Source organism: Selenomonas sp. oral taxon 149 str. 67H29BP (assembly GCF_000146365.1).
Taxonomy (GTDB): Bacteria; Bacillota; Negativicutes; order Selenomonadales; family Selenomonadaceae; genus Centipeda; species Centipeda felix.
The window spans coordinates 1,633,597-1,656,463 of the sequence record NZ_GL397087.1; the positions used below are offsets into that span (position 1 = coordinate 1,633,597).

General features: G+C 58.7%; 21 protein-coding genes. 4 read left to right on the forward strand and 17 right to left on the reverse strand.

Annotated elements, in window-relative coordinates; genetic code table 11:
* Window positions 1-21: 21 nt before the first annotated feature.
* Together HMPREF9166_RS07760 and HMPREF9166_RS07765 are read right to left on the reverse strand one after the other, a co-directional pair.
* Window positions 22-705 carry an MgtC/SapB family protein gene (locus HMPREF9166_RS07760; protein WP_006690798.1) on the reverse strand — a complete coding sequence of 228 codons (684 nt, stop codon included), beginning with the start codon at window positions 703-705 and terminating at the stop codon, window positions 22-24.
* Between the two features lie 255 nt (window positions 706-960).
* The gene (locus HMPREF9166_RS07765; RefSeq protein ID WP_009753435.1) at window positions 961-1,464 is read right to left on the reverse strand and encodes a CYTH domain-containing protein; all 504 of its coding nucleotides are present in this window, start codon (window positions 1,462-1,464) and stop codon (window positions 961-963) included.
* Between the two features lie 376 nt (window positions 1,465-1,840).
* On the opposite strand from HMPREF9166_RS07765, the gene HMPREF9166_RS07770 reads away from it, so the two are divergent.
* On the forward strand, window positions 1,841-3,151 hold the full coding sequence (locus HMPREF9166_RS07770) for an LCP family protein (protein WP_039981214.1): 1,311 nt from the start codon (window positions 1,841-1,843) through the stop codon (window positions 3,149-3,151).
* A 127-nt stretch (window positions 3,152-3,278) separates the two neighbouring features.
* Complete coding sequence (locus tag HMPREF9166_RS07775; protein WP_009753438.1) at window positions 3,279-4,523, forward strand: NADP-dependent malic enzyme; 1,245 nt, start codon at window positions 3,279-3,281, stop codon at window positions 4,521-4,523.
* Window positions 4,524-4,587: 64 nt separating this feature from the next.
* Here HMPREF9166_RS07775 and HMPREF9166_RS07780 read toward each other — a convergent pair whose 3' ends face one another.
* From HMPREF9166_RS07780 to HMPREF9166_RS13035, 3 genes are read right to left on the reverse strand one after another with little or no spacing between them, the layout of a single operon-like run.
* A complete protein-coding gene (locus HMPREF9166_RS07780; protein WP_009753439.1) occupies window positions 4,588-5,394 on the reverse strand; it encodes a hypothetical protein in 807 nt (268 codons plus the stop codon).
* 10 nt (window positions 5,395-5,404) lie between these two features.
* Window positions 5,405-6,340, reverse strand: a complete 936-nt coding sequence (locus tag HMPREF9166_RS13030; RefSeq protein WP_009753440.1) for a TPR domain/SEC-C domain protein — start codon at window positions 6,338-6,340, stop codon at window positions 5,405-5,407.
* Window positions 6,324-7,124 (reverse strand): tetratricopeptide repeat protein, encoded by an 801-nt coding sequence (locus tag HMPREF9166_RS13035; protein WP_009753441.1) that lies wholly within the window; start codon window positions 7,122-7,124, stop codon window positions 6,324-6,326. The genes HMPREF9166_RS13030 and HMPREF9166_RS13035 overlap by 17 nt, the downstream gene beginning before the upstream one ends.
* Before the next feature lie 247 nt (window positions 7,125-7,371).
* Between HMPREF9166_RS13035 and gyrA the strand changes: the two genes are divergently transcribed.
* Both gyrA and HMPREF9166_RS13255 read left to right on the forward strand, forming a co-directional pair.
* The gene (gene gyrA / locus HMPREF9166_RS07790) at window positions 7,372-9,819 is read left to right on the forward strand and encodes a DNA gyrase subunit A (RefSeq protein WP_039981216.1); all 2,448 of its coding nucleotides are present in this window, start codon (window positions 7,372-7,374) and stop codon (window positions 9,817-9,819) included.
* Window positions 9,820-10,364: 545 nt separating this feature from the next.
* Window positions 10,365-11,141, forward strand: a complete 777-nt coding sequence (locus HMPREF9166_RS13255) for a CatB-related O-acetyltransferase (RefSeq protein WP_302948292.1) — start codon at window positions 10,365-10,367, stop codon at window positions 11,139-11,141.
* A 57-nt stretch (window positions 11,142-11,198) separates the two neighbouring features.
* On the opposite strand, the gene HMPREF9166_RS07800 is transcribed toward HMPREF9166_RS13255, so the two are convergent.
* The 12 genes from HMPREF9166_RS07800 to HMPREF9166_RS07850 form a co-directional block, all read right to left on the reverse strand.
* Window positions 11,199-12,041: a MurR/RpiR family transcriptional regulator gene (locus HMPREF9166_RS07800; RefSeq protein WP_009753444.1), complete on the reverse strand. Its 843-nt coding sequence runs from the start codon at window positions 12,039-12,041 to the stop codon at window positions 11,199-11,201.
* Between the two features lie 146 nt (window positions 12,042-12,187).
* Entirely contained in the window at window positions 12,188-13,318 is a 1,131-nt protein-coding gene (locus HMPREF9166_RS07805; RefSeq protein WP_009753446.1) for a cyclically-permuted mutarotase family protein, read from the reverse strand.
* A 94-nt stretch (window positions 13,319-13,412) separates the two neighbouring features.
* Window positions 13,413-14,321, reverse strand: coding sequence for an ROK family protein (locus tag HMPREF9166_RS07810; RefSeq protein ID WP_009753447.1), 909 nt, complete (start codon window positions 14,319-14,321; stop codon window positions 13,413-13,415).
* Window positions 14,322-14,339: 18 nt separating this feature from the next.
* Window positions 14,340-14,789, reverse strand: coding sequence for a YhcH/YjgK/YiaL family protein (locus tag HMPREF9166_RS07815; protein WP_009753448.1), 450 nt, complete (start codon window positions 14,787-14,789; stop codon window positions 14,340-14,342).
* Between the two features lie 60 nt (window positions 14,790-14,849).
* Window positions 14,850-16,397 (reverse strand): sodium:solute symporter, encoded by a 1,548-nt coding sequence (locus tag HMPREF9166_RS07820; protein WP_009753449.1) that lies wholly within the window; start codon window positions 16,395-16,397, stop codon window positions 14,850-14,852.
* Between the two features lie 101 nt (window positions 16,398-16,498).
* Window positions 16,499-17,374 carry an N-acetylneuraminate lyase gene (locus HMPREF9166_RS07825; protein WP_039981218.1) on the reverse strand — a complete coding sequence of 292 codons (876 nt, stop codon included), beginning with the start codon at window positions 17,372-17,374 and terminating at the stop codon, window positions 16,499-16,501.
* A gap of 88 nt (window positions 17,375-17,462) precedes the next feature.
* A complete protein-coding gene (locus HMPREF9166_RS07830; RefSeq protein ID WP_009753451.1) occupies window positions 17,463-18,134 on the reverse strand; it encodes an N-acetylmannosamine-6-phosphate 2-epimerase in 672 nt (223 codons plus the stop codon).
* A 63-nt stretch (window positions 18,135-18,197) separates the two neighbouring features.
* Complete coding sequence (gene nagA, locus HMPREF9166_RS07835; protein ID WP_009753452.1) at window positions 18,198-19,346, reverse strand: N-acetylglucosamine-6-phosphate deacetylase; 1,149 nt, start codon at window positions 19,344-19,346, stop codon at window positions 18,198-18,200.
* The gene (gene nagB / locus HMPREF9166_RS07840) at window positions 19,343-20,089 is read right to left on the reverse strand and encodes a glucosamine-6-phosphate deaminase (protein ID WP_039981219.1); all 747 of its coding nucleotides are present in this window, start codon (window positions 20,087-20,089) and stop codon (window positions 19,343-19,345) included. The genes nagA and nagB overlap by 4 nt, the downstream gene beginning before the upstream one ends.
* A gap of 310 nt (window positions 20,090-20,399) precedes the next feature.
* Entirely contained in the window at window positions 20,400-22,118 is a 1,719-nt protein-coding gene (locus tag HMPREF9166_RS07845) for a hypothetical protein (protein ID WP_009753455.1), read from the reverse strand.
* Window positions 22,119-22,142: 24 nt separating this feature from the next.
* Entirely contained in the window at window positions 22,143-22,571 is a 429-nt protein-coding gene (locus tag HMPREF9166_RS13295) for a hypothetical protein (RefSeq protein ID WP_371137022.1), read from the reverse strand.
* Window positions 22,457-22,867: NAD(P)-dependent oxidoreductase (locus HMPREF9166_RS07850; protein WP_009753457.1), on the reverse strand; the 411-nt coding region annotated here is incomplete at its 5' end. The genes HMPREF9166_RS07850 and HMPREF9166_RS13295, both read right to left, overlap by 115 nt.

Below are 22,867 nucleotides of genomic sequence, written 5' to 3' on the forward strand. Positions count from 1 at the left end.
AGTTCGGCGTATGCTTTGCGTTTACACCACATCGACGCGCAGCACGCCGTCCACCTGCCGCAGGGCATCGGCGATGAAGGACGGCTTGATGTTCTCACGGTTGTAGACCTCAAAGGTCAGGTAGATGCGCCGCTCTCCGCCCGTCTCTGTCTCCGCCTCGTCCTCGTCCGTCCTGACCTTCATCCCGCGTGAGCGCAGATGGAGATCCTCAATGCAGGCACTGACGCGCATGATCTGCCCGGGCCGATCAATCGTGTGGATGGAGAGCGAGAGCAGGCGTTCATGATCGACCCATGCATCGAGCCGCGAGAGATTCCCGAGGATGAGGAACACAATCGCGGTCGTCACGCTCGCGCCGAGGTAAAACCCCGCGCCGACCGCAAGCCCGACCCCCGCGACGACCCAGAGCGTCGCCGCCGTCGTCAGTCCTGTGACCGTCAGCCCCTCCTTCATGATCGCGCCCGCACCGAGAAAACCGATACCTGAGACCACCTGCGCCGCAAGGCGCGCGGGATCGGCATTCGTCTTTCCCTCCACATTGTCATAGATCGCCTGCGACATAATCATGATGAGGCATGAGCCGAGCGCAACGAGCATATTGGTCCGCAGCCCCGCCGACTTGTTCCGCATCTGCCGCTCATAGCCGATGATCCCGCCCATCACACACGAAAGCACGAGCCGCAGACATACCTCCCACTCCGCCATCAAATCTTCCTCCTAAAATAAACAGAATATATCGTATACGACCTTTTCCATAAGTTATCCCCAACTGTGTAAAACTCTGTGGATAAAATTGTTCAAAAGCCCCCAACTGCCTTTATCCACACATCTTTACACAATGTGCATAATTTTTACGAACGATCCTCCGATTTCTGTGGATAACGTGGATAAATCAGTGGATAACCCCATATATGGGAGTTGATCGGCTGACATTTTCCATATTTTGTAGCAGAATCGGAGCTACTTTTCCACAGGGACACGTGGATATCCGGACTTCTCCTCCGCCGTCCAAGAGTGATAAGGGTGCACAATCAGTGACGAATTGTAGTAGCGTTTTTCCCCCGTCACCTCGCGTTTCACCCACGCAGGCAGCGTGACCTCCGCCGTCTCCGACGGCAGCTCCACCTCGGCGACGACGAGACCATCGTTCGCCCCATGAAAGACATCGACCTCCCATCGGCGCCCTGCGACATCCACGACATAGCGCGTCTTCTCCACGAGCGGCGGATCGCAGAGCGCGAGCATCGCCCGCGCATCCGTCGGGGGGATCTCATACTCATACTCCGCGCGCACCATCCCGCGCGTCTCCCCCTTGACCGTCAGATAGCCGCGCCCGCCGGCGAGACGCACGCGCACCGTCCGCTGCGGATCGCGCGAGAGATAGCCCTGCGCCATCTCCGTCCCCGCACCCTGTGGGCAGAAGTCCACCCGCACCGTAAACTTGCGCTCGATCTCAACGCCCATATTTTCCCTCCTTCATTATAGTAGGTTTTCTTTCAAAAATGATGCGGCAAAATAATTTTCTCGGCACGAATCGGCATTTCATCCGACCATGGAAAAAGTAGCGCAGGCTGCATGTTTTTTGCGATTAAACCGAATGGAACAATGAATACAGCCCCATCCTGCCGCCTAGCGCCGGCAAAAACAGCAGATTTCCGCCATTTTCCAAGGAACAATCCCTTGCATATTCGCCGCGTTTGCTATATATTATGTGATACTGAGTAGATATGTACCATCCCTGTGATTTCTACAGTATAATCCACACGCACGCGAAGCGCAACCGCACGGCGCGGAATACACGCGCCCTCCTGCGATGGGGGAGGAAAGGACAGATTCTGCATTGACGACACTACCACCGAAGAGACCAACGGCGAAAAAGAAACGATGGCCCTACATCGTGCTCGGCACGATCCTCATCTTCGTCCTTGCGGCGCTCGCGGGCGTCTTCTTTGCCCAGAGCAGCCTGCTCGACCGCGCCAAGGAGATGCCGAAGGACGAGCTGCTCACCGCCAAGGACAAGGCAACCATCATGATCATGGGCGTCGATGAGCGCTCCGACGACGTCGGACGCAGCGACACCCTCATGGTCGCGACCATCGACCCGCAGAAGAACGAGGCCTCGCTCCTCTCCATCCCGCGTGACACGCGCGTCGCCATCCCGAAAAACGGCTACGACAAAATCAACGCGGCATACGCCTACGGCGGCGAAAAACTCACCCAGCGCACCGTCGAGGACTTCCTCGGCATCCGCATGGATCACTACGTCATCATCAACACCCACGCCTTCCAAAAGATCATCGACGCCATCGGCGGCATCGACATCGATGTCGAAAAGCGCATGTACTACGAGGATCCGTGGGACGACGACGGCGGCCTCGTCATCGATCTGCGCCCGGGACTCCAGCACATGGACGGCAAGACCGCCGTCACCTACGTCCGCTACCGCGACGAGGAGGGCGACATCGGCCGCGTCAAACGCCAGCAGAAATTCATGCGCGCGTGCGTTGACGCTGTAACCACCCCCGCCATCCTGCCGCGCCTGCCGGGCATCATCTCGAGCGTCATCGACAGCGTCAAGACCGACCTCAGCGTCCGCCAGATGCTGGAGTTCATCGGCACACTGAAACAGGCACAGGCAAAGGGCCTGCGCACCGACATGGTGCCGGGACGCCCGCTCTACATCGAGGGCATCAGCTACTGGATCCCCGACATGGAGCAGCTGCGCCGCAACATGGTCAACACCCTCGGCCTCAGCCTGAACGCGAACGAGCGCAGCCGCATGGAGCGCGCCATCCGCGACTACGAGAACTCCATCCCCGCCGGCGCCACCGAGGTACCTGAGGGCGACAACAGCATCGGCCGCCGCGTCAGCGGAGACGAGGCACTCGACACACGGAGCCGCAAACACTCCTCCTCCGAGGACAGCAGCAAGACCGAGCGCAAATCCACCGAGCGAAAGAACAGCGACAAGGAGAGTAAATCCCAGAGCACCGACACATCCCCACCGAAAAAATCGGCCAACACCGACACTGGAAGTGGAAACGGGAGCAACAGCCGCCACGCGAGCACGCGCCAGAGCAGCAGTGCCGACAGCGGCGGCGACACCGCAGCACCGCAGCGCAGCGGCGGCAGCCCCGGCAAGGAAAACTAAGAAATCGCTGCACCGATCCAATCACAAAGCATAACGCCCTCTTGCCTCCCCGATGGGGAAGGGGCACCCTAGAAACGGCGGCAGAGGACATATAGAGAGGACATCCCCAAGGAAAGGAAAATGCACTATGGGAAGCAAATTTGATGCAGAATCACTCGACCTTCATAAGAACCACCACGGCAAGCTCGGCATCACGCCGACCGTCCCGCTGAAGACGCGCGACGACCTCAGCCGCGCCTACACGCCCGGCGTCGCCGCACCGTGCCTCGCAATCAAAGAGGATCCCGAAAAGATCTACGACTACACGAGCAAGGGCAACATGGTCGCCGTTGTCACGAACGGCACCGCCGTCCTCGGCCTCGGCAATATCGGCGCGGGCGCAGGACTCCCCGTCATGGAGGGCAAGGCGATCCTCTTTAAGGGCTTTGCGGGCGTCGACTCCGTCCCCGTCTGCGTGAACAGCGAAAAGGTCGAGGACGTCGTCAAGGTCTGCCAGCTCATCGCACCGACCTACGGCGGCATCAACCTCGAGGACATCAAGGCACCGCAGTGCTTTGACATCGAGAACGAGCTCAAAAAGACCCTTGACATCCCCGTTTTCCACGACGACCAGCACGGCACGGCGATCGTCGTCGTCTCCGCTCTCCTCAACGCATACAAGTACCTCGGGCGTGACCTCAAGACGGCAAACATCGTCATCAACGGTGCGGGTGCGGCAGGACAGGCGATTGCGCGCCTCCTCTTTGCCTACGGCATCAAGACCGTCGTCCTCTGCGACACGACGGGCGCGATCTACGAGGGACGCGAAAAGAACATGAACCCGTACAAGGAGAGCCTCGCCAAAGTCTCCAACCATCAGAAAGAGCAGGGCACGCTCGCCGAGGTCATCAAGGGCAAGGACATCTTCATCGGCGTCTCCGCGCCCGGCAGCCTCACCCCCGAGATGATCAAGAGCATGAGCAAGGACCCCGTCGTCATGGCGATGGCGAACCCTGTCCCCGAGATCCTGCCCGACGAGGCAAAGGCAGCAGGCGCACGCATCGTCTGCACGGGACGCTCCGACTTCCCGAATCAGGTCAACAACCTCCTCGCCTTCCCGGGCATCTTCCGCGGTGCACTGGACGTCCGTGCAAAGGAAATCAACGAGGAGATGAAAATTGCCGCCGCCGGCGCGATTGCCTCCCTCATCCACGAGTCCGAGCTGAACGAGACCAACATCATCGCGAGCCCGCTCGACCCGCGCGTCGCACCGACCGTCGCCGCGGCTGTCGCTGAGGCGGCACTCAACACGGGCGTCGCACGCCGCACCGACATCACCCCGTCCGCCGTTGCCGCCCACACGCGTGAGCTGCTCGGACACACCCTCGGCTGAGCGATATATAGAAACTAAGGGACTGCTGTACGAAGCTGCAAACTTCGTACAGCAGTCCCTTAGTTTATTTCCGATGTTCTCTCACGTACGCCTTCGCCGCCTTCAGCCGCACCTCAAAATACTCTGCCAGCCGCTCCTCTAGGAGCGCGGCATCCTTCTCCCCCGACGAGTGCCCCGGATTCTCGTATAGCGTCCGCGCCCAGTCCTCTCCCGCCCGCAGATAGAACGTCATGATCGGCACCGCGCGCGCCTGCTCCTCCGTGCCCTCCGGCAAACAGCAGAATGTTATCCTGCGCCCATGTGCCTCCGTGAGGAGTGTATCGTCGCCCTGCGGGCGATAGAGCGCGTGCAGTGCACGGCACAGATCCACAGCATCCGCTCCGCGTGCCTCATGGAGAAAGATAAAATCGCCCTGATCAAAAAGCGCCTCTCCCTCGTGCATCACATGACTCCCGCGCAGCGCTGCCGCCTCCTCGGGGGACGCCACCGTGAGATGAACATCAGCCGCGGCAGCATTCACTGCGGGATAGAGATGGGCGAAATAGCCTTCCGCATACGCCGCAGCGGCATCCGTATCGCGGTAAAGGAAGGGATAGGGGAACTGTGCACGCCGAATCTCCGCCGCAGCGGTAAAGCGGATCCCGTTCCCCGCATCATAGAGCGCATAACGATTCCTCTGAAACGGCTTTTCCCGCAGCGTCTGCACTCCCTCCGGCACGACCTGCGCCCCATAGGCATGAAATTTTCCATTCACCATCGCGGCGACCTCATCCGCCGTATAGGGATCGCTGTTTTCCGTGACGAAAAAATCGCAGCCCGACAGCACGGAGCAGAACAGAGCGAGCACCGAAAGACAGAAACGACGCTTCATATCACACCTCTCACGTACCGTCTGCCGTACGCACAAACCTCGCCCAGATCGACCGATACGCGTCCTCCACATCATGCACATAGCCTGCGGCATCCGTCAGCGGTGCGTGCCGCAGCATCGTGCGCAGATTCATCCGCAGAGCACGCAGGGTCGCAGGATCGGAGGCAAGCCCCGCCGCGATCCGCACATAGTCCGCCGGCGTCTGCGCGACGAGCTCGGGGAGATGTGCATTCGTGAGGAGGCTCGCACCGAACCGTGCGCCGTGGCTCGTCCCTGCAAGCGTCACCACGGGTACGCCCATCGAGAGTGCCTCACAGGTCGTTATGCCGCCCGTATAGGGAAACGGATCGAGCGCGATATCCACATCCCCGTACTCTGCCAGATAGCCGCGGCTGAACCCGCGCATCTCGACACGCACGGCGGGAATGCCACAGCGCACGAGACGCTCCGCGACCATAGCGCGCCCCTCCCCATGGTCAAAGATCCTGCTCTTAACGAGGAGACGCGCCCCCGGCACCGCATCCAGCAGCTGCCGCCAGAGGCACAGCACCTCATCCGTCACCTTATTGAAATTATTAAATGAACCGAACGTCACGTGTCCCCTCTGCTCCATCGGCGGAGGCATGACAGGGGGCAGATCATCGGGCAGTGAATAGCAGAAATGACTGTGCGGCAGGCGGAGGATCTCCTCCGTCATCGCATCATCTCCCGCCCCCGGCGGATCGACATACACATCCGAGAGCACATAGTCCACCGCAGAGAGCCCTGTCGTGTTAAAGTAGCCGATCCCCGTCACCTGCACGGGTGCGGGGCGAAACGCGAGAACGGGCAGAGAATTTCCCTTTGTATGCCCCGCAAGATCGACGAGAATATCCACCTCGTCACGGCGGATGAGCGCCGCCGCCTCTGCCGCAGAGAGCGCGCGAATATTATGCCACACATCCACAGCGAAACGTCTCGGAGAGCGCATCCTCTGCGCAGCGCGCGTAGCAATGGACGGCAAATTGAGTGCGGTCATACTGCGTGAGGAGCGGGCGCACGAGCCGCCCGACGGGATGCACGCAGAGATCGGGCGAGATATAGCCGATGCGGATGCGCGCATGCCCGCGCACGGCGTCCGCCGCCTCCGCCCGCGGCAGGACATCGGCAAAGAGCGCATCATAGACGTGCGCAAGCCCTGCATAGGCGGGGCGCAGATGGGTCGGAAGATAGTTCACGGCAAAGAGCGCGTTGCTGTACTCCACCGCCCCCTGTGCGCGCTCCGTCTCCAGCTGTGCGGACGCGAGAAACGCCGCGACCGCCTCCTGTGCCTCCCCCGCCTCCGTCAATGCCGAACCGAGGAGACTGTACGCACTCGCAAGAAACACCGCATCGTGCGCACGGCGCTCCTCCTCCTCTGCCATGCGCCGTTTCAGCATATCGATCAGCGCGCGCAGATGTGCGATCTCCGTCGCGAGCCTCCCCTCCGCGCGGTCGATATAGACCTCCTGCCGCGCGGCGCCCGCATGGTCGGGACACACAGCGCGGATGCGTGCGACCTCCGCCCGCGCCGCATCGTACGCCCCCGTCTGCGTCAGCGCGGCGGCGAGAATATAGCGCATCTCCGCATCCTCGGGCAGAACCGTCAGCAGCTCCTGCGCGACCTCCGCCGCACGCGCATACTCCCTCTTTTCATAGAGATCATTGGCACGCAGGAGAATCTCCTGCCGCAGTGCCTGCACATCGTCCATACCATCCCGCCTTTCGCAATATAACCTCTATTCGACGGGAAGAAGAAGAATCCCTTTTCTCCCCTCTCTCAGCAAAGAGCCCCTGACTTTTGACAAAATATCGTGAGACGATGCTGTGCGCGGCTCCTAAGCGAACACCTCGTTGCGCAATACGGTGTTACCCCACGCCCCCAAACATAGACTTTTCCCCGCGAAAATGCTATACTTAGTATGTATTTTTATGAAACGAACACGGAGAGGTGACATTTTGGATCTGGACTTTGGACAGGGGCGCATCGTCCCCGTCAACCTCGAACACGAGATGAAAAACTCCTACATCGACTATGCGATGAGCGTCATCGTCGCGCGCGCCCTTCCTGACGTACGCGACGGCCTGAAGCCCGTACACCGCCGCATCCTCTATGCGATGCAGGGCTCGGGCATGACCAGCAGCAAGCCGTACAAAAAATCAGCGCGCATCGTCGGTGAAGTGCTCGGTAAATATCACCCGCACGGCGACAGCTCCGTCTACGACGCCATCGTCCGCATGGCGCAGGACTTCTCCATGCGCTACATGCTCGCGGACGGCCACGGCAACTTCGGCTCCGTCGACGGCGACTCTGCCGCCGCCATGCGCTACACCGAAGTGCGCATGTCGAAAATCGCCGAGCTCATGCTGCGCGACATCGACAAGGAAACCGTCGACTTTACGGACAACTACGACGGCTCGGAGAAAGAACCGACCGTCCTCCCCGCGAAATTCCCGCAGCTCCTCGTCAACGGCACCGCGGGCATCGCCGTCGGCATGGCGACCAACATCCCGCCGCACAACATGGTCGAGGTCATCAACGGCACCCTCATGCTCATCGACAACCCCGACACCACCATCGACGAACTCATGGGCGTCATCAAGGGACCCGACTTCCCGACGGCGGGACTCATCCTCGGCACCGAGGAAATCCGCAAGGCATACACCACTGGACGCGGCGTCATCAAAATGCGCGCACGCGCCCACATCGAAACGATGAGCAATGGCAAACCGCGCATCATCGTCACCGAACTCCCGTATCAGGTCAACAAGGCACGCCTCATCGAGAAAATCGCCGAACTCGTCCGCGACAAACAGATCGACGGCGTCACCGACCTGCGCGACGAATCCGACCGCAGCGGCATGCGCATCGTCATCGAACTGCGCCGTGACAGCGCGCCGAACGTCATCCTCAACCAGCTCTACAAACACACCCAGCTGCAGGACAGCTTCGGCGTCATCATGCTCGCGCTCGTCGACGGCCAGCCGGTCATCATGAACCTCAAGCACGTCCTTGAGCACTACATCGACCATCAGGAAACGGTCATCACGCGGCGCACCCGCTATGAACTGGCAAAGGCAGAGGCACGTGCCCATATCCTCGAAGGACTGACAATAGCACTCGACCATCTGGACGCTGTCATTACAACGATACGCGAAAGCCGCACGGCAGACATCGCACGCACGGCACTCATGGACGGCTTCAAACTCACCGAGAAACAGGCACAGGCCATCCTCGACCTCCGCCTCCAGCGCCTCACCGGCCTCGAGCGCGAGAAAATCGAAGAGGAGTACCAAGAGGTACTGAAACTGATCGAAGAACTCAAGGGCATCCTTGCCGACCGCATGAAGGTACTTGCCATCATCAAAAACGAGCTCATCGAAGTGCGTGACAAATACGGCGACAAACGCCGCACAGAAATCACCTTTGATGCGAGTGAGATGGACATCAAAGACCTCATCGCCGAGGAGGACGTCGTCGTCACCCTCACCCTGAACAACTACATCAAGCGCATCCCGCTCGATACTTACCGCCGCCAGCGGCGCGGCGGCGTCGGCGTGCGCGGCATGGGGACCAAGGAAACCGACATCGTCAGCGACCTCCTCATCACCACCACGCACCACGATATCCTCTTCTTTACGAACCGCGGGCGTGCCTTCGTGCTGAAATCCTATGAAATCCCCGAAAGCGGACGGCAGGCAAAGGGCACGGCCATCGTCAACCTCCTCGCCGTCGAGAATGACGAGCGCATCACCGCCGTCATCCAGGTCAAGGAATTCCGCGCCGACCGCTACCTCTTCCTCGGCACCAAGCACGGCGTCGTCAAGAAAACACCGCTCTCCGAGTTTGGCAACATCCGCAAGAACGGCCTGAGGGCGGTCAACCTCGACGAGGACGACGAACTCATCGGCGTCAAATTCACCGACGGTGAGAACCGCATCATGCTCGGCACGCGCGGCGGCAAGGCGATCACCTTCCCCGAGGACGGCGTACGCTCCATGGGGCGCGTTGCGCGCGGCGTACGCGGCATCACCCTCGCCGACGGCGATGAGGTTGTTGCCATGGACGTCCTGCGCAGCGACTCCGAGGTGCTCACCGTCACCGAGGGCGGCTACGGCAAGCGCACTACCGCCTCCGAGTATCGCACCCAGACGCGCGGCGGCAAGGGACTCATCAACATGAAGGTCACCGAAAAAACCGGCCCCGTCGTCGGCATCCGCGTCGTGCGTGAGAACCAAGAACTCATGCTCATCACCACCGAGGGAATCGTCATCCGCACCAGCGTCGACGAGATCTCCCTCATCAGCCGCAACACCCAGGGCGTCAAACTCATGACCATCGCCGAAAGCGACCGCGTTGCCTCCATGGCAACCATGAACCGCATCGTCGACAGCGCAGGTGAGTGAGTAAAAACTACATATCAAAAAGCATCGCTTCTTTTCACAGAAAGCGATGCTTTTTTTGCAGAATCACCGATACATCTCTAAATAATCCTCCCAAACCTCTGCCGGCACGAGCCGCCCGCCCGTCGCCCATGCGATATGCGTCGCACAATGGAGGCGTTCCTCCGTCAGACCATGCGCTGCGCAAATGACGTTTTATCTGTATTTTCCTAGGCGAATAAAAGAAATTATGGTATGATGAGAATGAGCGCTGCGCTGTTGGTTGGAGAGAAGAGAAAATGAACATCAATTTAATGGATTTTAAATTTAAAAAAAGAAAAATACTTATCGATAACAATATCCCCATTGTAACCGCCGGAGAAAAAACGTACATCGTTTATGCAACCGTCGAAATAGGAAGTCCTGCCTGTCATATTCTCATAGGAAAATACTCTACTCTTTCCCATCGCCTCCTCTTCGAGATTGCAGTCAACCACGACTACCGTTGTGCAACAATGTATCCCCAACACAAGCTCCTAGACGCGAACGCTCTTCCCGGAGCGGATGGTGTGACAAACCCGCATTCTGATCCAATCAATTATCATCAGGTCGTTATCGGCAGCGATGTATGGATCGGCTGCGCTGCTATGATCCTGAATGGTGTCCGCGTTGGCAACGGCGCCATCATCGGTGCGGGTTCCGTTGTGGCAAAGGACGTCCCCCCATACGCCATTGTCGTTGGCAATCCGGCACGTATCATCAAGTATCGATTTGATGCGGAGACCATCGCTGCACTGCAGCGCATCAAGTGGTGGAACTGGCCCGAAGAGCAGATCGTGGAGGCAGCCCCCCTTCTCTACGGAGATATACAGCAATTCATTGACGCATTCGATGTTCCTCAACCGATCGAGGAGCCAGACGAAATCATGGAGACCATCAACGATCTGCGTGAAAAGAACTATCACATCTCCTACTTCATCCCAGACTTTGAAATCGAACCGAGCGCAGCAGTGTGGCCACGCGTCGTTTATACCTTTCTGAATACCTACCATGCAGAGGATCGGGCAGCACTCATCATGGCGATCCCGCCACACGATCAATGCGGGGATTGCCTCAATATCATCCTGAATGCCATCGCCGAGCACGGCGAACAGGCACCGCTCATTCTAACGCACGAAAGGGACGGCGACCTCCCCTTCTCCATCCCGGCCCTCCGCGCATCCAGCGACTACATCACCACACGTGAACATATCTCCTCCCTTGCCGTGGACTACGCCTCTGACGCCAATGTGCGGATCCGTTACGGCCTCGATCAGGGTACGCTTCTCTTCCCGTCACTGAAATAACAAAAGCTCCGCCTCCACAATGGAGGGGGAGCTTTTCTATGCCTGAATGGAGCGTTTTTACTCCTTTGTCTCCCGCACGGCCGCCGTTGTTCGGATGCGCTTTTCCATGGCACTTGGCGGAAGGATCTTCAGCACCTCGGTGTAGACAAGATCAACGAGGAAGAACTGCGCCGTCTTGGAGGCGATGGAGCCCGTCTCGAGAGGAGTTTCCGCCGCGATGTAGGTAAGACTCACATCGGAGGCGCTGCGGAGCCGCGAGGGATGATGCTCCGTCAGGGAGATGATCCGCAGGCCGCGTGCGCGGGCGATATCGACCGTTGCAAGGATGTCCGCCGTCTCACCCGAGTGCGAAATGGCGACAATAACATCGCCCGGCTCCATGATGGCGGCGATCATCCGCATCGTGTGATTATCGCGCGGCGCGATGCAGTTCATGCCAATGCGCAGAAACTTGAAACAGGAGTCCTGCGCAATGATCCCCGAATAGCCCAGTCCGATGAACGCGATCCGCTGTGCGCCGATGAGAAGACGGGCACAGCGGTCAATCGTTTCATCCGCGATGATGTCCTGCGTCTTTTCGAGGGCAATCACGTTCGCGGAGAGCAGCTTGCGCGCCGTCTCACGCGGTGTCTCCCCATTTTGGATATTCCCGCGGTCGAGATAGCGTCCCAGCTCTGCTCCCTCCGCGGCAAGTGCCGCCTTGAAATCACTGAGTCCCGCAAAGCCCATCTTTCGAACGAAGCGTGTGCAGGTCGCCTCTGCCGTGCCGCTCGCATGGGCGATCTCACGAATGGTCATGCGCGGGATTTCCGTGAGATGAGCACGGATGCAGGCGATAATCTTGCGGTCGCCCTTCGAGACGCGAAACGGCAGATCATCAAGCCGGCTGAGTATCTTCATTGGATCACCTCATGCAATTCTTGCCTTTCATCATAGCAGATTTTTTTGAAAAAGAAAACGCCGTCCACGCAGAGCGGCGTTTTTCCTGTGGGCAGTCCCTTCGTTGGGCTGTCCGAAGGATGCGGCAGGGCAAAGAGCGGCGTTCGTCACTTCACAAACAGTCCGCGATAGAGGCGCGGGCTGCGTACGCCGGGCTTCACCTCACCGCTGATGGAAAAGAGTGCGCCGCGTGCGATGACGAGTGCCTCGCCGCATGGGGCAGGGAACGGCAGCTGTCCGACACTTCGCCATGCGTCGGCCTTTGCGCTGTAGACGAGGATTTCCCGGTTCCAGTGGTAGTCCTCGGGCGGCATTGTGAAGTAATGTGCGCGGAATGCGTCCTTTTCCTCCCCTTGCAGGGTGTTCAGATTCGATACTGCCCAGTCGTAGATCTCGCAGTTGAAGCCGCCGACAACGAGCATCTCGTCCGCATTGAGACGCACGGCACGCGCACCGAGAAGCGAGACGGGCGTGCCGTCCACGTTCGTCCCCTTGATCTCTGTCCATGCGCGTGTCTTCGGATCGTAGGAATAGCCGTCCGTGTACGCTACGTTCGCGCCGCCGCTGAATACATAGAGCCGCCCGTCGAGGAATTCTGCGACCGACTGCTCGCGTGGCTCGCCGGGGAAGTCGGGGAGAGATGACAGCATCCCTGTCTTGACATCGTAGGTGTAGAACTTCTTGCTGAGCACGCCGTCCTGCTTGCCGCCGCCGAGGTACACTGTGCCCTTGTCATAGGCGGCGACACCGTTCTGGAGGGCAAAGGGCAGCGCGGGCCGCGTCTCTGTGCGGAGCTTGCCGTTCGGCGCGGTGAGGCGTGTCACGGCACGCGCTCCCGACTCGTCTGTGCTCCCGCCAAAGTAGAGTACGCCGTCCGGTGTCGTTGCGGATACGCCGTATCCGACGGGGTACGGCATCTGTGCGTGATCCGTCTCGGTGAGTCCTGCCTCCTCGGCACGCAGGACGTAGACGTCGGGATAGGTCACCTTCGCCCCGCCTGTGAGCGGCCCACCATCGGGGAAATTCGCGCCGCCGCCGACGATGATATAGTCGCCAAATGTGCCCTGAAGAAGTCCCGCAACGCCGATATTCTCCGTCCGCCCCTCTGCGGGTGAGAGCGTTCCCATCGACTGCCATGCGAGTGCAGGACTTCCCACGGTGGCGGGAGCAGCCGCAGCAGAGAGCGGCGCAAGTGCAACGAGTGCCGCGAGCGCAGTGCAATGCAATGAGCGTTTCATACTGTTTTCTCCTTTGTGTGCCAATCATCTGCCCACGAAAGCAGCTTGATTGTTTCGGCTTTTGGGGGTCATGTTATACACAATATATGGGTTCCTATGGAAGCACCGACACGCTCAGATTTCCATGTTCCTGAAGGAAGTGATAGAGTGCGCCGAGCATACCCGCGTCGTTCTGTGTAGCGGCGAATGCAATGGTGGTTGCCTCGTAGACGAGGGGCGGAAGGCGGCCACGCAGTGCCTCCTCAAGGGGCGGGCGCAGCACCTCCTCCTGCGCCATGATGCCGCCGCCAAGGACGACGCGCTCCGGGTTCGCGACTGCGATGACGTTTGTGATCGCGTCCGCGAGTGCGTCGATGAGTGCCGTGACCTCCTCGGCGGCATCGGGATCTCCTTTCCTGAGGAGGTCAAAGACGGCGTGCCCGTCGATGCTGCCGGCAGGCAGCCCCTTTGTGCGGCAGACGGAGGCGACGAGACAGGTGGCGGAGCAGCGCTCATGGAGGCGTCCGCCCGGCACGCGCATATAGGCGATCTCACCTGCACTGCGCGAAACGCCATGCACAACGCGTCCATCCATGATGAGACAGCCGCCAATACTCGTACCAACGGTCATGGCAAAGAGTGAGGATGCACCGCGCCCTGCCCCCTTCCACAGCTCACCGAGTGCGGCGCAGTTGACGTCGTTTTCGACAGAGGCCGGGAGATCAAAATTCTCGCGCATGATGGCTTTCCAGTTGACCCCACGATACTGTGGAATAGATTCCTCCAGTGCATAGACAATCTCCCCCGTCGCGGGATCGACCATCCCTGCCGTAGAGATGGCGACACCACGCACATCGTATACCCCGCATGTCTCACGAACGAGGTCCGAGACCTTGCGCACGATGCCGAGACCGCCATACGTCTTCGCCTCGGTGGGGAGGGTGCCATGCACAGCGAACTCGCCCGCCACATCCATGACGCCGTATTTGATATCTGTCCCACCGATGTCAATGCAGATATACAAAGTCTGTTCCTCCCAAGATTACACGCGAACCTTAAAGATGCCCTTTTTGAGCGGTGCCGGTGCATCCACCTTCACCCCTGAGCGATGCACGTCCTCAGGGAAGCAGACAAGGAAATCCCCAGGCCGCATGATGGTGGTCTGTGTGACGGCACCATCGGCGGGCACATAGTCCTTGTCCGCCTCGTACGGGTGCGTCTCCATGCGCTCGATGAGACTGACGTCGATCTTCTCCGTCCCCTCAGCAAGGACGTGGATGTCGATGTAGGCGCGGTGCGCCTCCCAGATCTTTTCGCTGCGCTCCCCCGTCGTATAGTGCGCAATGTTGACATAGACATCGTCGCCCGCGATCTCGCAGCGCCCTGTGGGGAGCGCACCGAGGTCATGCGTGCGGGCAAAGTCAAGTGCCTGACGGATGCGCGGCGGGAGGAAGGAATAGGTATCTTCATGATGGATGCTGCCGTAGATCATAAAACTCTCCTTTGACAAATGCCCGACGCAGCTGCGCCGGGCGTAATGAATAGCAACGAATTATTTATGTACGTGACACACTGCCGCATCCTCCTGCCCATCGCAGCGGGACGCGCCGTTCGTATCATAGACCGTCGTACCCGCAGGTGCCGTATAGCCGGGTGCTGTGAGGCGGCTGACGATCGTACCGACCCCAAGCGTGAGAGCGATGGTGATGAGGGTATACGACCAGAACGAAACGGAGGGGACGAAGTACTTCAGGTAGATGACCACTGCCGTCGATACGAGGAAGCCTGCGACAGCACCTGCCGCATTGGCATGGCGGCTGAATGCACCGAGAACGAAGACGCCTGCGAGTGCACCGAGTGCAAGCCCGATGAAGCTGTTGAACCACTGATACGCCGAGCGGATGTCGCTGCCTGCCATGATGATGGCAACGACGATAGAGAGGATACCGATGCCGAGCGAGATGAACTGCGCGATGCGCGTCTGCTTTTTCATCGGCATCTCAGGATGAAGCACGGACTGGATATCGAGCACCCAGCTTGTCGCCACGGAGTTGATGCCCGTGGAGAGCGTGGACTGCGCGGCGGCAAAGAGCGCGGCCAGCAGGATGCCCGTCAGACCCGTGGGCAGCTCGTATGTGATGTACGCCGCCAGCACGAGATCGCGCCGGTCGGTCATGAGAAGGCCGGGGTTCTGCTGATAGAACACGAAGAGTGCGGTACCGACGAGGAAGAACACCGTCGCGGCAAAGATGGAAATGACTCCATTGCCGAGTGTCATCTTGCGCAGCTGGTTCATGTCGGTCGTCGTGGTGAACCGCTGGACGATGTCCTGACTGGATACATAGGATGCGAACGTGACGAGACCGCCGCCGATAAAGGTAATAAAGACGCTGCTTGATACGATATCGGGGCTGAACCAGACCTCGTTTTCGAGCAGGAACTTATGCCCCGTGGTGAGTGTATCCCAGACCGTTCCCCAGCCGCCGTGGATGCTGCCGATCATGACGACGAGCGAGAGAGCGATGCCGACAATCAAAACCGTGCCTTGGATAAAATCGGTGTAGAGCACCGCCTTGAGTCCGCCGGAGTAGGAATAAATGATGGCGATGACCCCCATGACGACGATCAGCAGGTTGACATCGATCCCCGTAACTTCCGCGAGTGCAACGGACGGCAGATACATGATGATGGACATGCGTCCGAGCTGAAAGACGATGAACATGAGTGCGCCGAGGATACGGAGTTTGCCGCTCTCAAAACGCTTCTGGAGGTAGTGATACGCCGTATCGATCTCCAGGCGGCTGTAGATCGGCAGGAAGTAGCGGATGGTGAGTGGGATGGCGAACAGCATACCGAGCTGCGCCCACCAGAAGATCCACGAGCCGTGATACGAGTTGCCCGGGATGGCAAGGAAGGAAATCGGGCTGAGCAGCGTCGCGAAGATGGAGACGCAGGTAACGTACCAGGGGATGGTGCCGTCGCCCTTGAAGAACTCCTTGCCCTTCATTTCCTTTTTTGAATAGTAGAGACCTGCCAGGAGGACGCCGAGCAGGTAGATGATGAGGACTGCCGTATCAATCCAGGTAAATCCCTCATGCATGAAAATCTCCTCCTATTGTGATGTGAATGGGGGAAGCAGCGCGCCCCTCCCCCGACGTGCGGGGAAGGCTTTGGATGCGGCTGCACACGATACCAATCTTCTCAGAAATACTTCTTGTAGATCTCCTTGGCACGTGCACGCATCTCCGGCGTGTACGGCTTCATCGGCTCACGGCAGCAGCCTGCCTCGATGCCCTGCTCCGCGAGAAGCAGCTTGATCGTTCCGTAGAGACCGTTATCGAGGATATCCGTGATGAGATCGTTCGTAATGTGCTGTACCTCGAGTGCTTCGCTGATCTTGTTTGCACGGGTGAGCTCATAGATCTGACGGGCGCGCGCCGCGTTGACATTGTAGGTCGAGCCGATTGCACCGTCGATGCCGAGTACCGTCGCGGGGAGGAGCATCTCATCGAATCCGGCAAAGATGAGCTTGTCCGGGAACGCCTTGCGCATGCGCTCCAGGAGGTAGAAGTCGCCCTGCGTGAACTTGACGCCGACGATCTTCTTGTTCGCGAACAGCTTCTCAAACTGCGGGATGCTGATATTGACTCCTGTGAGGAACGGGATGAAGTAGATGATCATGCGGTTGTCCACATCCGCGATGATGCTCTCGTAGTAGTGACGTACCTCATCAAAGCTGAACTTGTAGTAGAACGGCGTGACTGCGCTGAGCGCATCATAGCCGAGATCCGTCGCGAACTTCGCAAGCTCGATGGACTCCTTGAGGTTGATCGAACCAACCTGCGCGATGAGGGTGACATCGTCCTTTGCCTCGTCCTTCGCGATCTCAAAGATGCGCTTTTTCTCCTCCGTCGAGAGCATGAAGTTCTCGCCCGTGCTGCCGCCGACATAGAGTCCGTCCATCTTGTTGTGGTCGATGTTGTGGCGGATGATCTGGCGCAGTCCCTTCTCGTTGATCGTGCCGTCCTCATGGAACGAGCAGAGCAGTGCGGAATAAAGTCCCTTAAGATCTCTCATAATAATTTCTCCTTTGAATAAAATAATAACATCTCTCACTGAGCAATATCACTTGCAAGAGATTGCTCAGTAATTTTATCTCTATATATTATGCAATCGCCTCGGTAAAGCGCCGTGCAATCAGCTGGGGACGCGTAATGGCAGAGCCGACAATCGCACCGAAGACACCCGTCTGCATCGCCTGTACCAGTTCCTCCGGCGTGTTGATGCGCCCCTCCGCAAAGACAGGCACGGGCGCATCCTTCGCAAGACGCTGCATCAGCGCGAAGTCCGGCCCCGCGATCTGCGGGCTGTACGGCGTATAGCCCGACATCGTGGTCGAGACGGCATCCGCGCCGAGCTCCGCTGCCTTCATACCCTCCTCATAGGTCGAAATATCGGCGAGCACGAGGCGATGCGCCGCATGAATTCGTGCAATAAGGTCACGCACATCCGTCCCCTGCGGGCGCTCACGATTCGTCATATCGAGGGCGATCATCTCGCAGCCCGTCCCGATCAATGCCTCCACCTCGCGCATGGTCGCCGTGATATAGATCTCCGAGTCCGCATAGGTCTGCTTGATAAGACCGATCACGGGCAGCTGGGTGACGGCACGGATCTCATCGATGTCCGCCACACTCTGTGCGCGAATGCCGACGGCGCCGCCTTCCTTTGCCGCACGTGCCATGCGCCCCATGATGAATGGACTGCAGAGCGGTTCGTCCGCGAGTGCCTGACAGGAAATAATGAGCTTTCCCTTGACCTTGTCAAAGAAATTCATTGAAACAGCCTCCAATTTATTTGAATTTATTTCTATTTTTAGTAATTGTTATATATTTATTCTTCAAAAACAATCCCGCCCGCCAATCACTGTGTGATGTATGTGGAACTGCTCATCGAAGATCGCAATATCGGCATATTTTCCGACCGTGAGCGAGCCGAGACGGTCATAGACACCGAGCTCCTCGGCCGGGGTGCGCGTCGCCGTCTCCACGACAGCGGGGATGGACGCACCCGTGTTCTCACGAAAAATCGAAAGTCCGTGATTCAGGCAGAGCACACTGCCCGCGATGGTTCCGTCCGCGAGTGTCGCAAGCGTTCCCTTGACGAATACCTTCTGCCCGCCGAGCTCCGAGACGCCGTCGCCGAGCCCGCAGGCACGCAGGGAGTCCGTGATGGGGATGATGTGCGCACCGCGCTTCGCCGCGTAGATGATGTGCTGCATGGCAGGGTGGACGTGGACGTTATCGACGATCAGCTCACAGTTCGCATCGCTGTCAAGCGCCGCGCCGAGAACACCGGGACGGCGGTGATTCAGCCCCGTCATGGCGTTGCAGAGATGCGTGATATGACCTGCACCACGGCGAATCGCGGTGTGCGCCGTATCGTAGTCCGCCGCCGTATGGCCAAGCGAGACGATGATGCCGTGCGTGCGGCACTGCGCAATAAAGTCCTCCTCTGTCAGCATCTCGGGCGCGATCGTGATGATCTTGATGACATCTGCATAGGGCGCGATCTTCGCGAATGCGGGCGGCAGAATGTACTGCTCGTCCTGTGCTCCCTTCTTCGCGGGACTGATGAAGGGGCCCTCCATGTGTGCACCGAGGACGCGCGCCCCCGTGCCATCGGCATTCATCGCGCGGCGGATACGCACAAGTGCGCGCTCTACGGCATCAAAGGCACAAGTCATCGTGGTCGGCAGGAAGGAGGTAACACCCGTCCGCGCCTGAAATGCGGCGATGCGGCGGAGGGCGTCCGCATCCTCATCCATCGTATCTGCGCCGTCACATCCGTGAATGTGAACGTTCAGAAATCCGGGAGCAACATACGCACCTGCTGCATCAATCACCGTTTCGGCATCGGCTGCACGAAACTCTGCCGCCGGCAGGATGTTCGTGATGCGTTCATCATAGCAGAGGACAAGCCCCTCCTGCGCGGTAAAATGTCCGTCCGCGCTCGGCAGAATGAGAACGCCGTTTTGGATGGCTCTCATTTCGTATCACTCGATTCCCGCAGCAGCGCGCCCGCCTCACGGTCAACGATGAGTGTGACCTGTGGATGCAGCTGGAGGATGGAGGCGGGGACGCGCGGCGTAATCGTACCGCATACCGCATCACGCACCGCCTCTGCCTTCTCCGCGCCGCTCGCCATGAGGACGATATGACGTGCATGGAAGATCGTACCGATGCCCATGCTCATTGCCTCACGCGGCACCTCATCCGGGGAGGAGAAGAAACGTGAATTGGCCTCGATGGTACTCTCCTTGAGCACCACCTTGTGCGTCGTCCGTGCGAATGCATCACTCGGCTCGTTGAAGCCGATGTGCGCGTTGCGCCCGATTCCAAGAAGCTGCATATCGATGCCGCCCGCCGCCGCAATCGCCGCCTCGTAGCGCGCTGCCTCGGCGTCTGAGTCCTTTGCCATGCCATTCGGGAAGAAGATGTGATCCTTCCGTATATTCACATGGTCAAAGAGATTCTCGTGCATAAAGCGGTGATAGCTCTGCGGATCGCCCTCAGGCAGACCGACATACTCGTCCAGATTGAACGACGTTGCCTCGGAGAAATCCAGCCCCACGGCCTCATGCAGCCAAACCAGATTCTGATAGAGCTCGACCGGCGTGCTGCCTGTGGCAAGCCCCAGAACCGAGTCCGGTTTGACCCAGAGCTGCCCCGCAAGGATCTTCGCCGCTTCCTTGCTCATATTCTGATAGGTGTCGGTATAAATGATACGCAATGCAATTCTCCTTTCGATAAAACTCGTCCGAAATCTCCTACAATATAACATAATCTGTGATATTTTTCAATTATTTTTCACAAAATAATTGAAAAATATCTATTTATCGTTAATAAAAGAAAATATTTTTCGTTTTCATAGGATAAACATATTGCGATCGACGATTCTGCCGATTTTATCAGCGGTACCTTAAGAAAAACAGCAATAAAAAGGACGATCATGCGAGGTCCGGTCACATCCTCCTCGTGTCATCGTCCTTCTTTTATGTTTTTTCCGCCGTTTTGTGATCCCTCAGCGAAAAGATACCACCTCATACCTGCACGTGCCGACTGCCGTCCGCTGATGCCATAAACTGTGCCGGGTTCAATCCCTGCAGGAGGTCAATGACCTTTTCGCTCTCCGCATCGAGCCGCGCGATCTCCGTGCGGTAGTCCACGATCTCCGCGATCACCCCGCGGAGCATCTGCGTACCCTCCTCCTCCTGTTTCTGATACTCCTCCGTAATGCGCGCATGGATGCTGTCCATGCGTTTCTTCGCCTTGATGTACGCGTTAAAGATCACCGCGCCGGCGGCGATGCCGAGTGCCGTCCAGTATACCTCCCCACCGTAGAGACCGAGCAGCACGGGAAGGAGCCATATCCATCGGAAGAGTTTTTCCTGTGAGGACAGCCCATAGGGACGCATGCGGATCATGCGCTGAACGTCGTTCCACGTGACAAATAACCGCAGCAGTTTTTCCTCATTGGAGCCGTCCTCTGTCTCGTTATCAAATGCAAGAATCTTAAATTTGATGGTCTGCGGGATGTCGGCGCGGTTCTCCGCGACAATATCGCGAAAGGCGGAAAGAATCGAATCACGCCCAAGGGCAAGCGCCATTTTCTGCAGTGCGGGGCTCGCCTGCATCTCCTGCGGGTGTATTGCCGCATCCGACAGGAGCTGCATGAAGTCACGCCGCTCGTCGAATGCCTTCACCTTCTCCGCCAAAATGTTGCGCGCACGATCCTCCCTGCCGCCCTCATGGATGACCAGCTTCTCAAGGATCGACTCCATGTGCAGCGGCTTTTCCGCCGCATCGAAATCGGCGGCCAGACGCTCCAGGATGCTGTCCAGCTGTTGTTTCAGCGTGCGGGGCGGCGCCGTCTGCGTGACGATCTGCTGAAAATGTGTGCTGAGTTTCTCATAGAGACGCGCACACGAGAGCGTATGCTCCAGCACCTCCGATGCCGATCTGGCATGCACCCTCAGATAGGGAAAACTGCCCTCTGCGGGCGGCGCGGGGCACATCGCCTTCATCGCCTCATACCAGCGTTTTTCCTGCGCAGCGGCAAAACTATATACCCGGCTGAACCGATCGATCCAGCCGTCGATCCTATGGCGGATGAGCCCGTCCGCATCGCGGCCGAGGAGGCCTGACACATAGGCATCAATGACAATGGCCGCCTTGCGGTCGAGCGCCCCGCCATCCAGTCCGGCAAAGTAGCGCTGCAGCCAGTGCAGGCTTGCCTCTTTTCGTCCAAAACGGCGGCAGACGAGTGCAAAAAAGAGCGACGTTCTCTCATCGTCACGATGGAGTGCCTCCGCGCATGCGCGATTTGCGACCTCCTCCTCGTCGCTGATCCACGCCGCGAGTGCAACGAGTGCCGGTGCCAGCCAGTAGCCGGGCGCATGGAGCATGAGCTCCTCTGCCGCCGCACGCAGCGTGTCCCGCCGCACGACCGCGAGATCATTCGCCTCCAGAATGCCGCGCGCCATGCGGCGGATCTCCGCATAGTGGCCGAATCGATGCTCGATCTCCTGCCGCAGCTTCACCAGACGGATTTCCGCGAGCTGGATGCGGTTCGTCCGCTCCTGTTTTGCCGCATAGGCATGAAAATCCTGCGTCAGAGACGTCACGTCCTCACGCAGATCATTGACACTGCGCCCGACAGCATGGATCTCCGAGTGTGCCGCACCGACAAAATCACCGAGCGCATCCAGACGATCCTCCAGATACGATAGATCCGGCTCGATGTAAATGGTATCGCTCATCCTCTGTCTCCATATTTTGCGTTATTATTTATTATTATTACTTTTATTATTTTTATGGACATCGTGATACAGAAAATAGTATAGCATAGGCACACGCATGGGACAAGAAAATCGATCGGATGCAAAAACTAAGGAATCGCTATCCGCAGCGCATGCCGCACGGGGACGATGAGCACGCAGTCCGCCGCACGGAGCATAGAGGGCAATACGCGCATCAGACGCGACGGACGGGAGCGCCATGACATCCACCACGCCGCGCGTCTCACGCTCCGCTGAGAGCAGCTCATCCTGCAGTGCTAGAAATTCTCCCGAAAGCGGGCGCGGCGGACGCACATTCATCAGCGCGCGCAGAAGCCGCCGCTGCTCTCCCGACACACCGATCTCCGCCGCCTGCGCGCGATACTCCGGCATCTCAGCGAGGAGCATTCTGCCGCCGGGCTGACAAAAACCCACTTTGCATCCTTCCGCGCACGGAGGGCAGCCAGTTCCTCAGTCTGTGCCTTGGCGACTGCGTAGAACGCCGCCGGGAACTCCGGCGTATCCAGGAGCTGCACCTTGTGCGATGCATCGACATAGAGACTTCCTGCACCGCCGACGATGTAGAGACGCGTATTCGTCCCCGCAACGAGATCAGCGAGATGCTGGCTCGTCTTTGTGTGCAGCGGCAGTGTCTCCGGCGTAAATGCACCGAACCCGTCCACCACAGCATCAAAGCCCGCAAGATCTCCCTTGGTCAGATCTAGGGAATC

Coding starts and splice junctions, on each gene's coding strand:
- HMPREF9166_RS07760 (WP_006690798.1), bottom strand. CDS start 705: ATGGCGGAGTGGGAGGTATGTCTGCGGCTCGTGCTTTCGTGTGTGATG.
- HMPREF9166_RS07765 (WP_009753435.1), bottom strand. CDS start 1,464: ATGGGCGTTGAGATCGAGCGCAAGTTTACGGTGCGGGTGGACTTCTGC.
- HMPREF9166_RS07775 (WP_009753438.1), top strand. CDS start 3,279: ATGGGAAGCAAATTTGATGCAGAATCACTCGACCTTCATAAGAACCAC.
- HMPREF9166_RS07780 (WP_009753439.1), bottom strand. CDS start 5,394: ATGAAGCGTCGTTTCTGTCTTTCGGTGCTCGCTCTGTTCTGCTCCGTG.
- HMPREF9166_RS13035 (WP_009753441.1), bottom strand. CDS start 7,124: ATGGACGATGTGCAGGCACTGCGGCAGGAGATTCTCCTGCGTGCCAAT.
- HMPREF9166_RS07800 (WP_009753444.1), bottom strand. CDS start 12,041: ATGAAGATACTCAGCCGGCTTGATGATCTGCCGTTTCGCGTCTCGAAG.
- HMPREF9166_RS07805 (WP_009753446.1), bottom strand. CDS start 13,318: ATGAAACGCTCATTGCATTGCACTGCGCTCGCGGCACTCGTTGCACTT.
- HMPREF9166_RS07815 (WP_009753448.1), bottom strand. CDS start 14,789: ATGATCTACGGCAGCATCCATCATGAAGATACCTATTCCTTCCTCCCG.
- HMPREF9166_RS07820 (WP_009753449.1), bottom strand. CDS start 16,397: ATGCATGAGGGATTTACCTGGATTGATACGGCAGTCCTCATCATCTAC.
- HMPREF9166_RS07825 (WP_039981218.1), bottom strand. CDS start 17,374: ATGAGAGATCTTAAGGGACTTTATTCCGCACTGCTCTGCTCGTTCCAT.
- HMPREF9166_RS07830 (WP_009753451.1), bottom strand. CDS start 18,134: ATGAATTTCTTTGACAAGGTCAAGGGAAAGCTCATTATTTCCTGTCAG.
- nagA (WP_009753452.1), bottom strand. CDS start 19,346: ATGAGAGCCATCCAAAACGGCGTTCTCATTCTGCCGAGCGCGGACGGA.
- HMPREF9166_RS07845 (WP_009753455.1), bottom strand. CDS start 22,118: ATGAGCGATACCATTTACATCGAGCCGGATCTATCGTATCTGGAGGAT.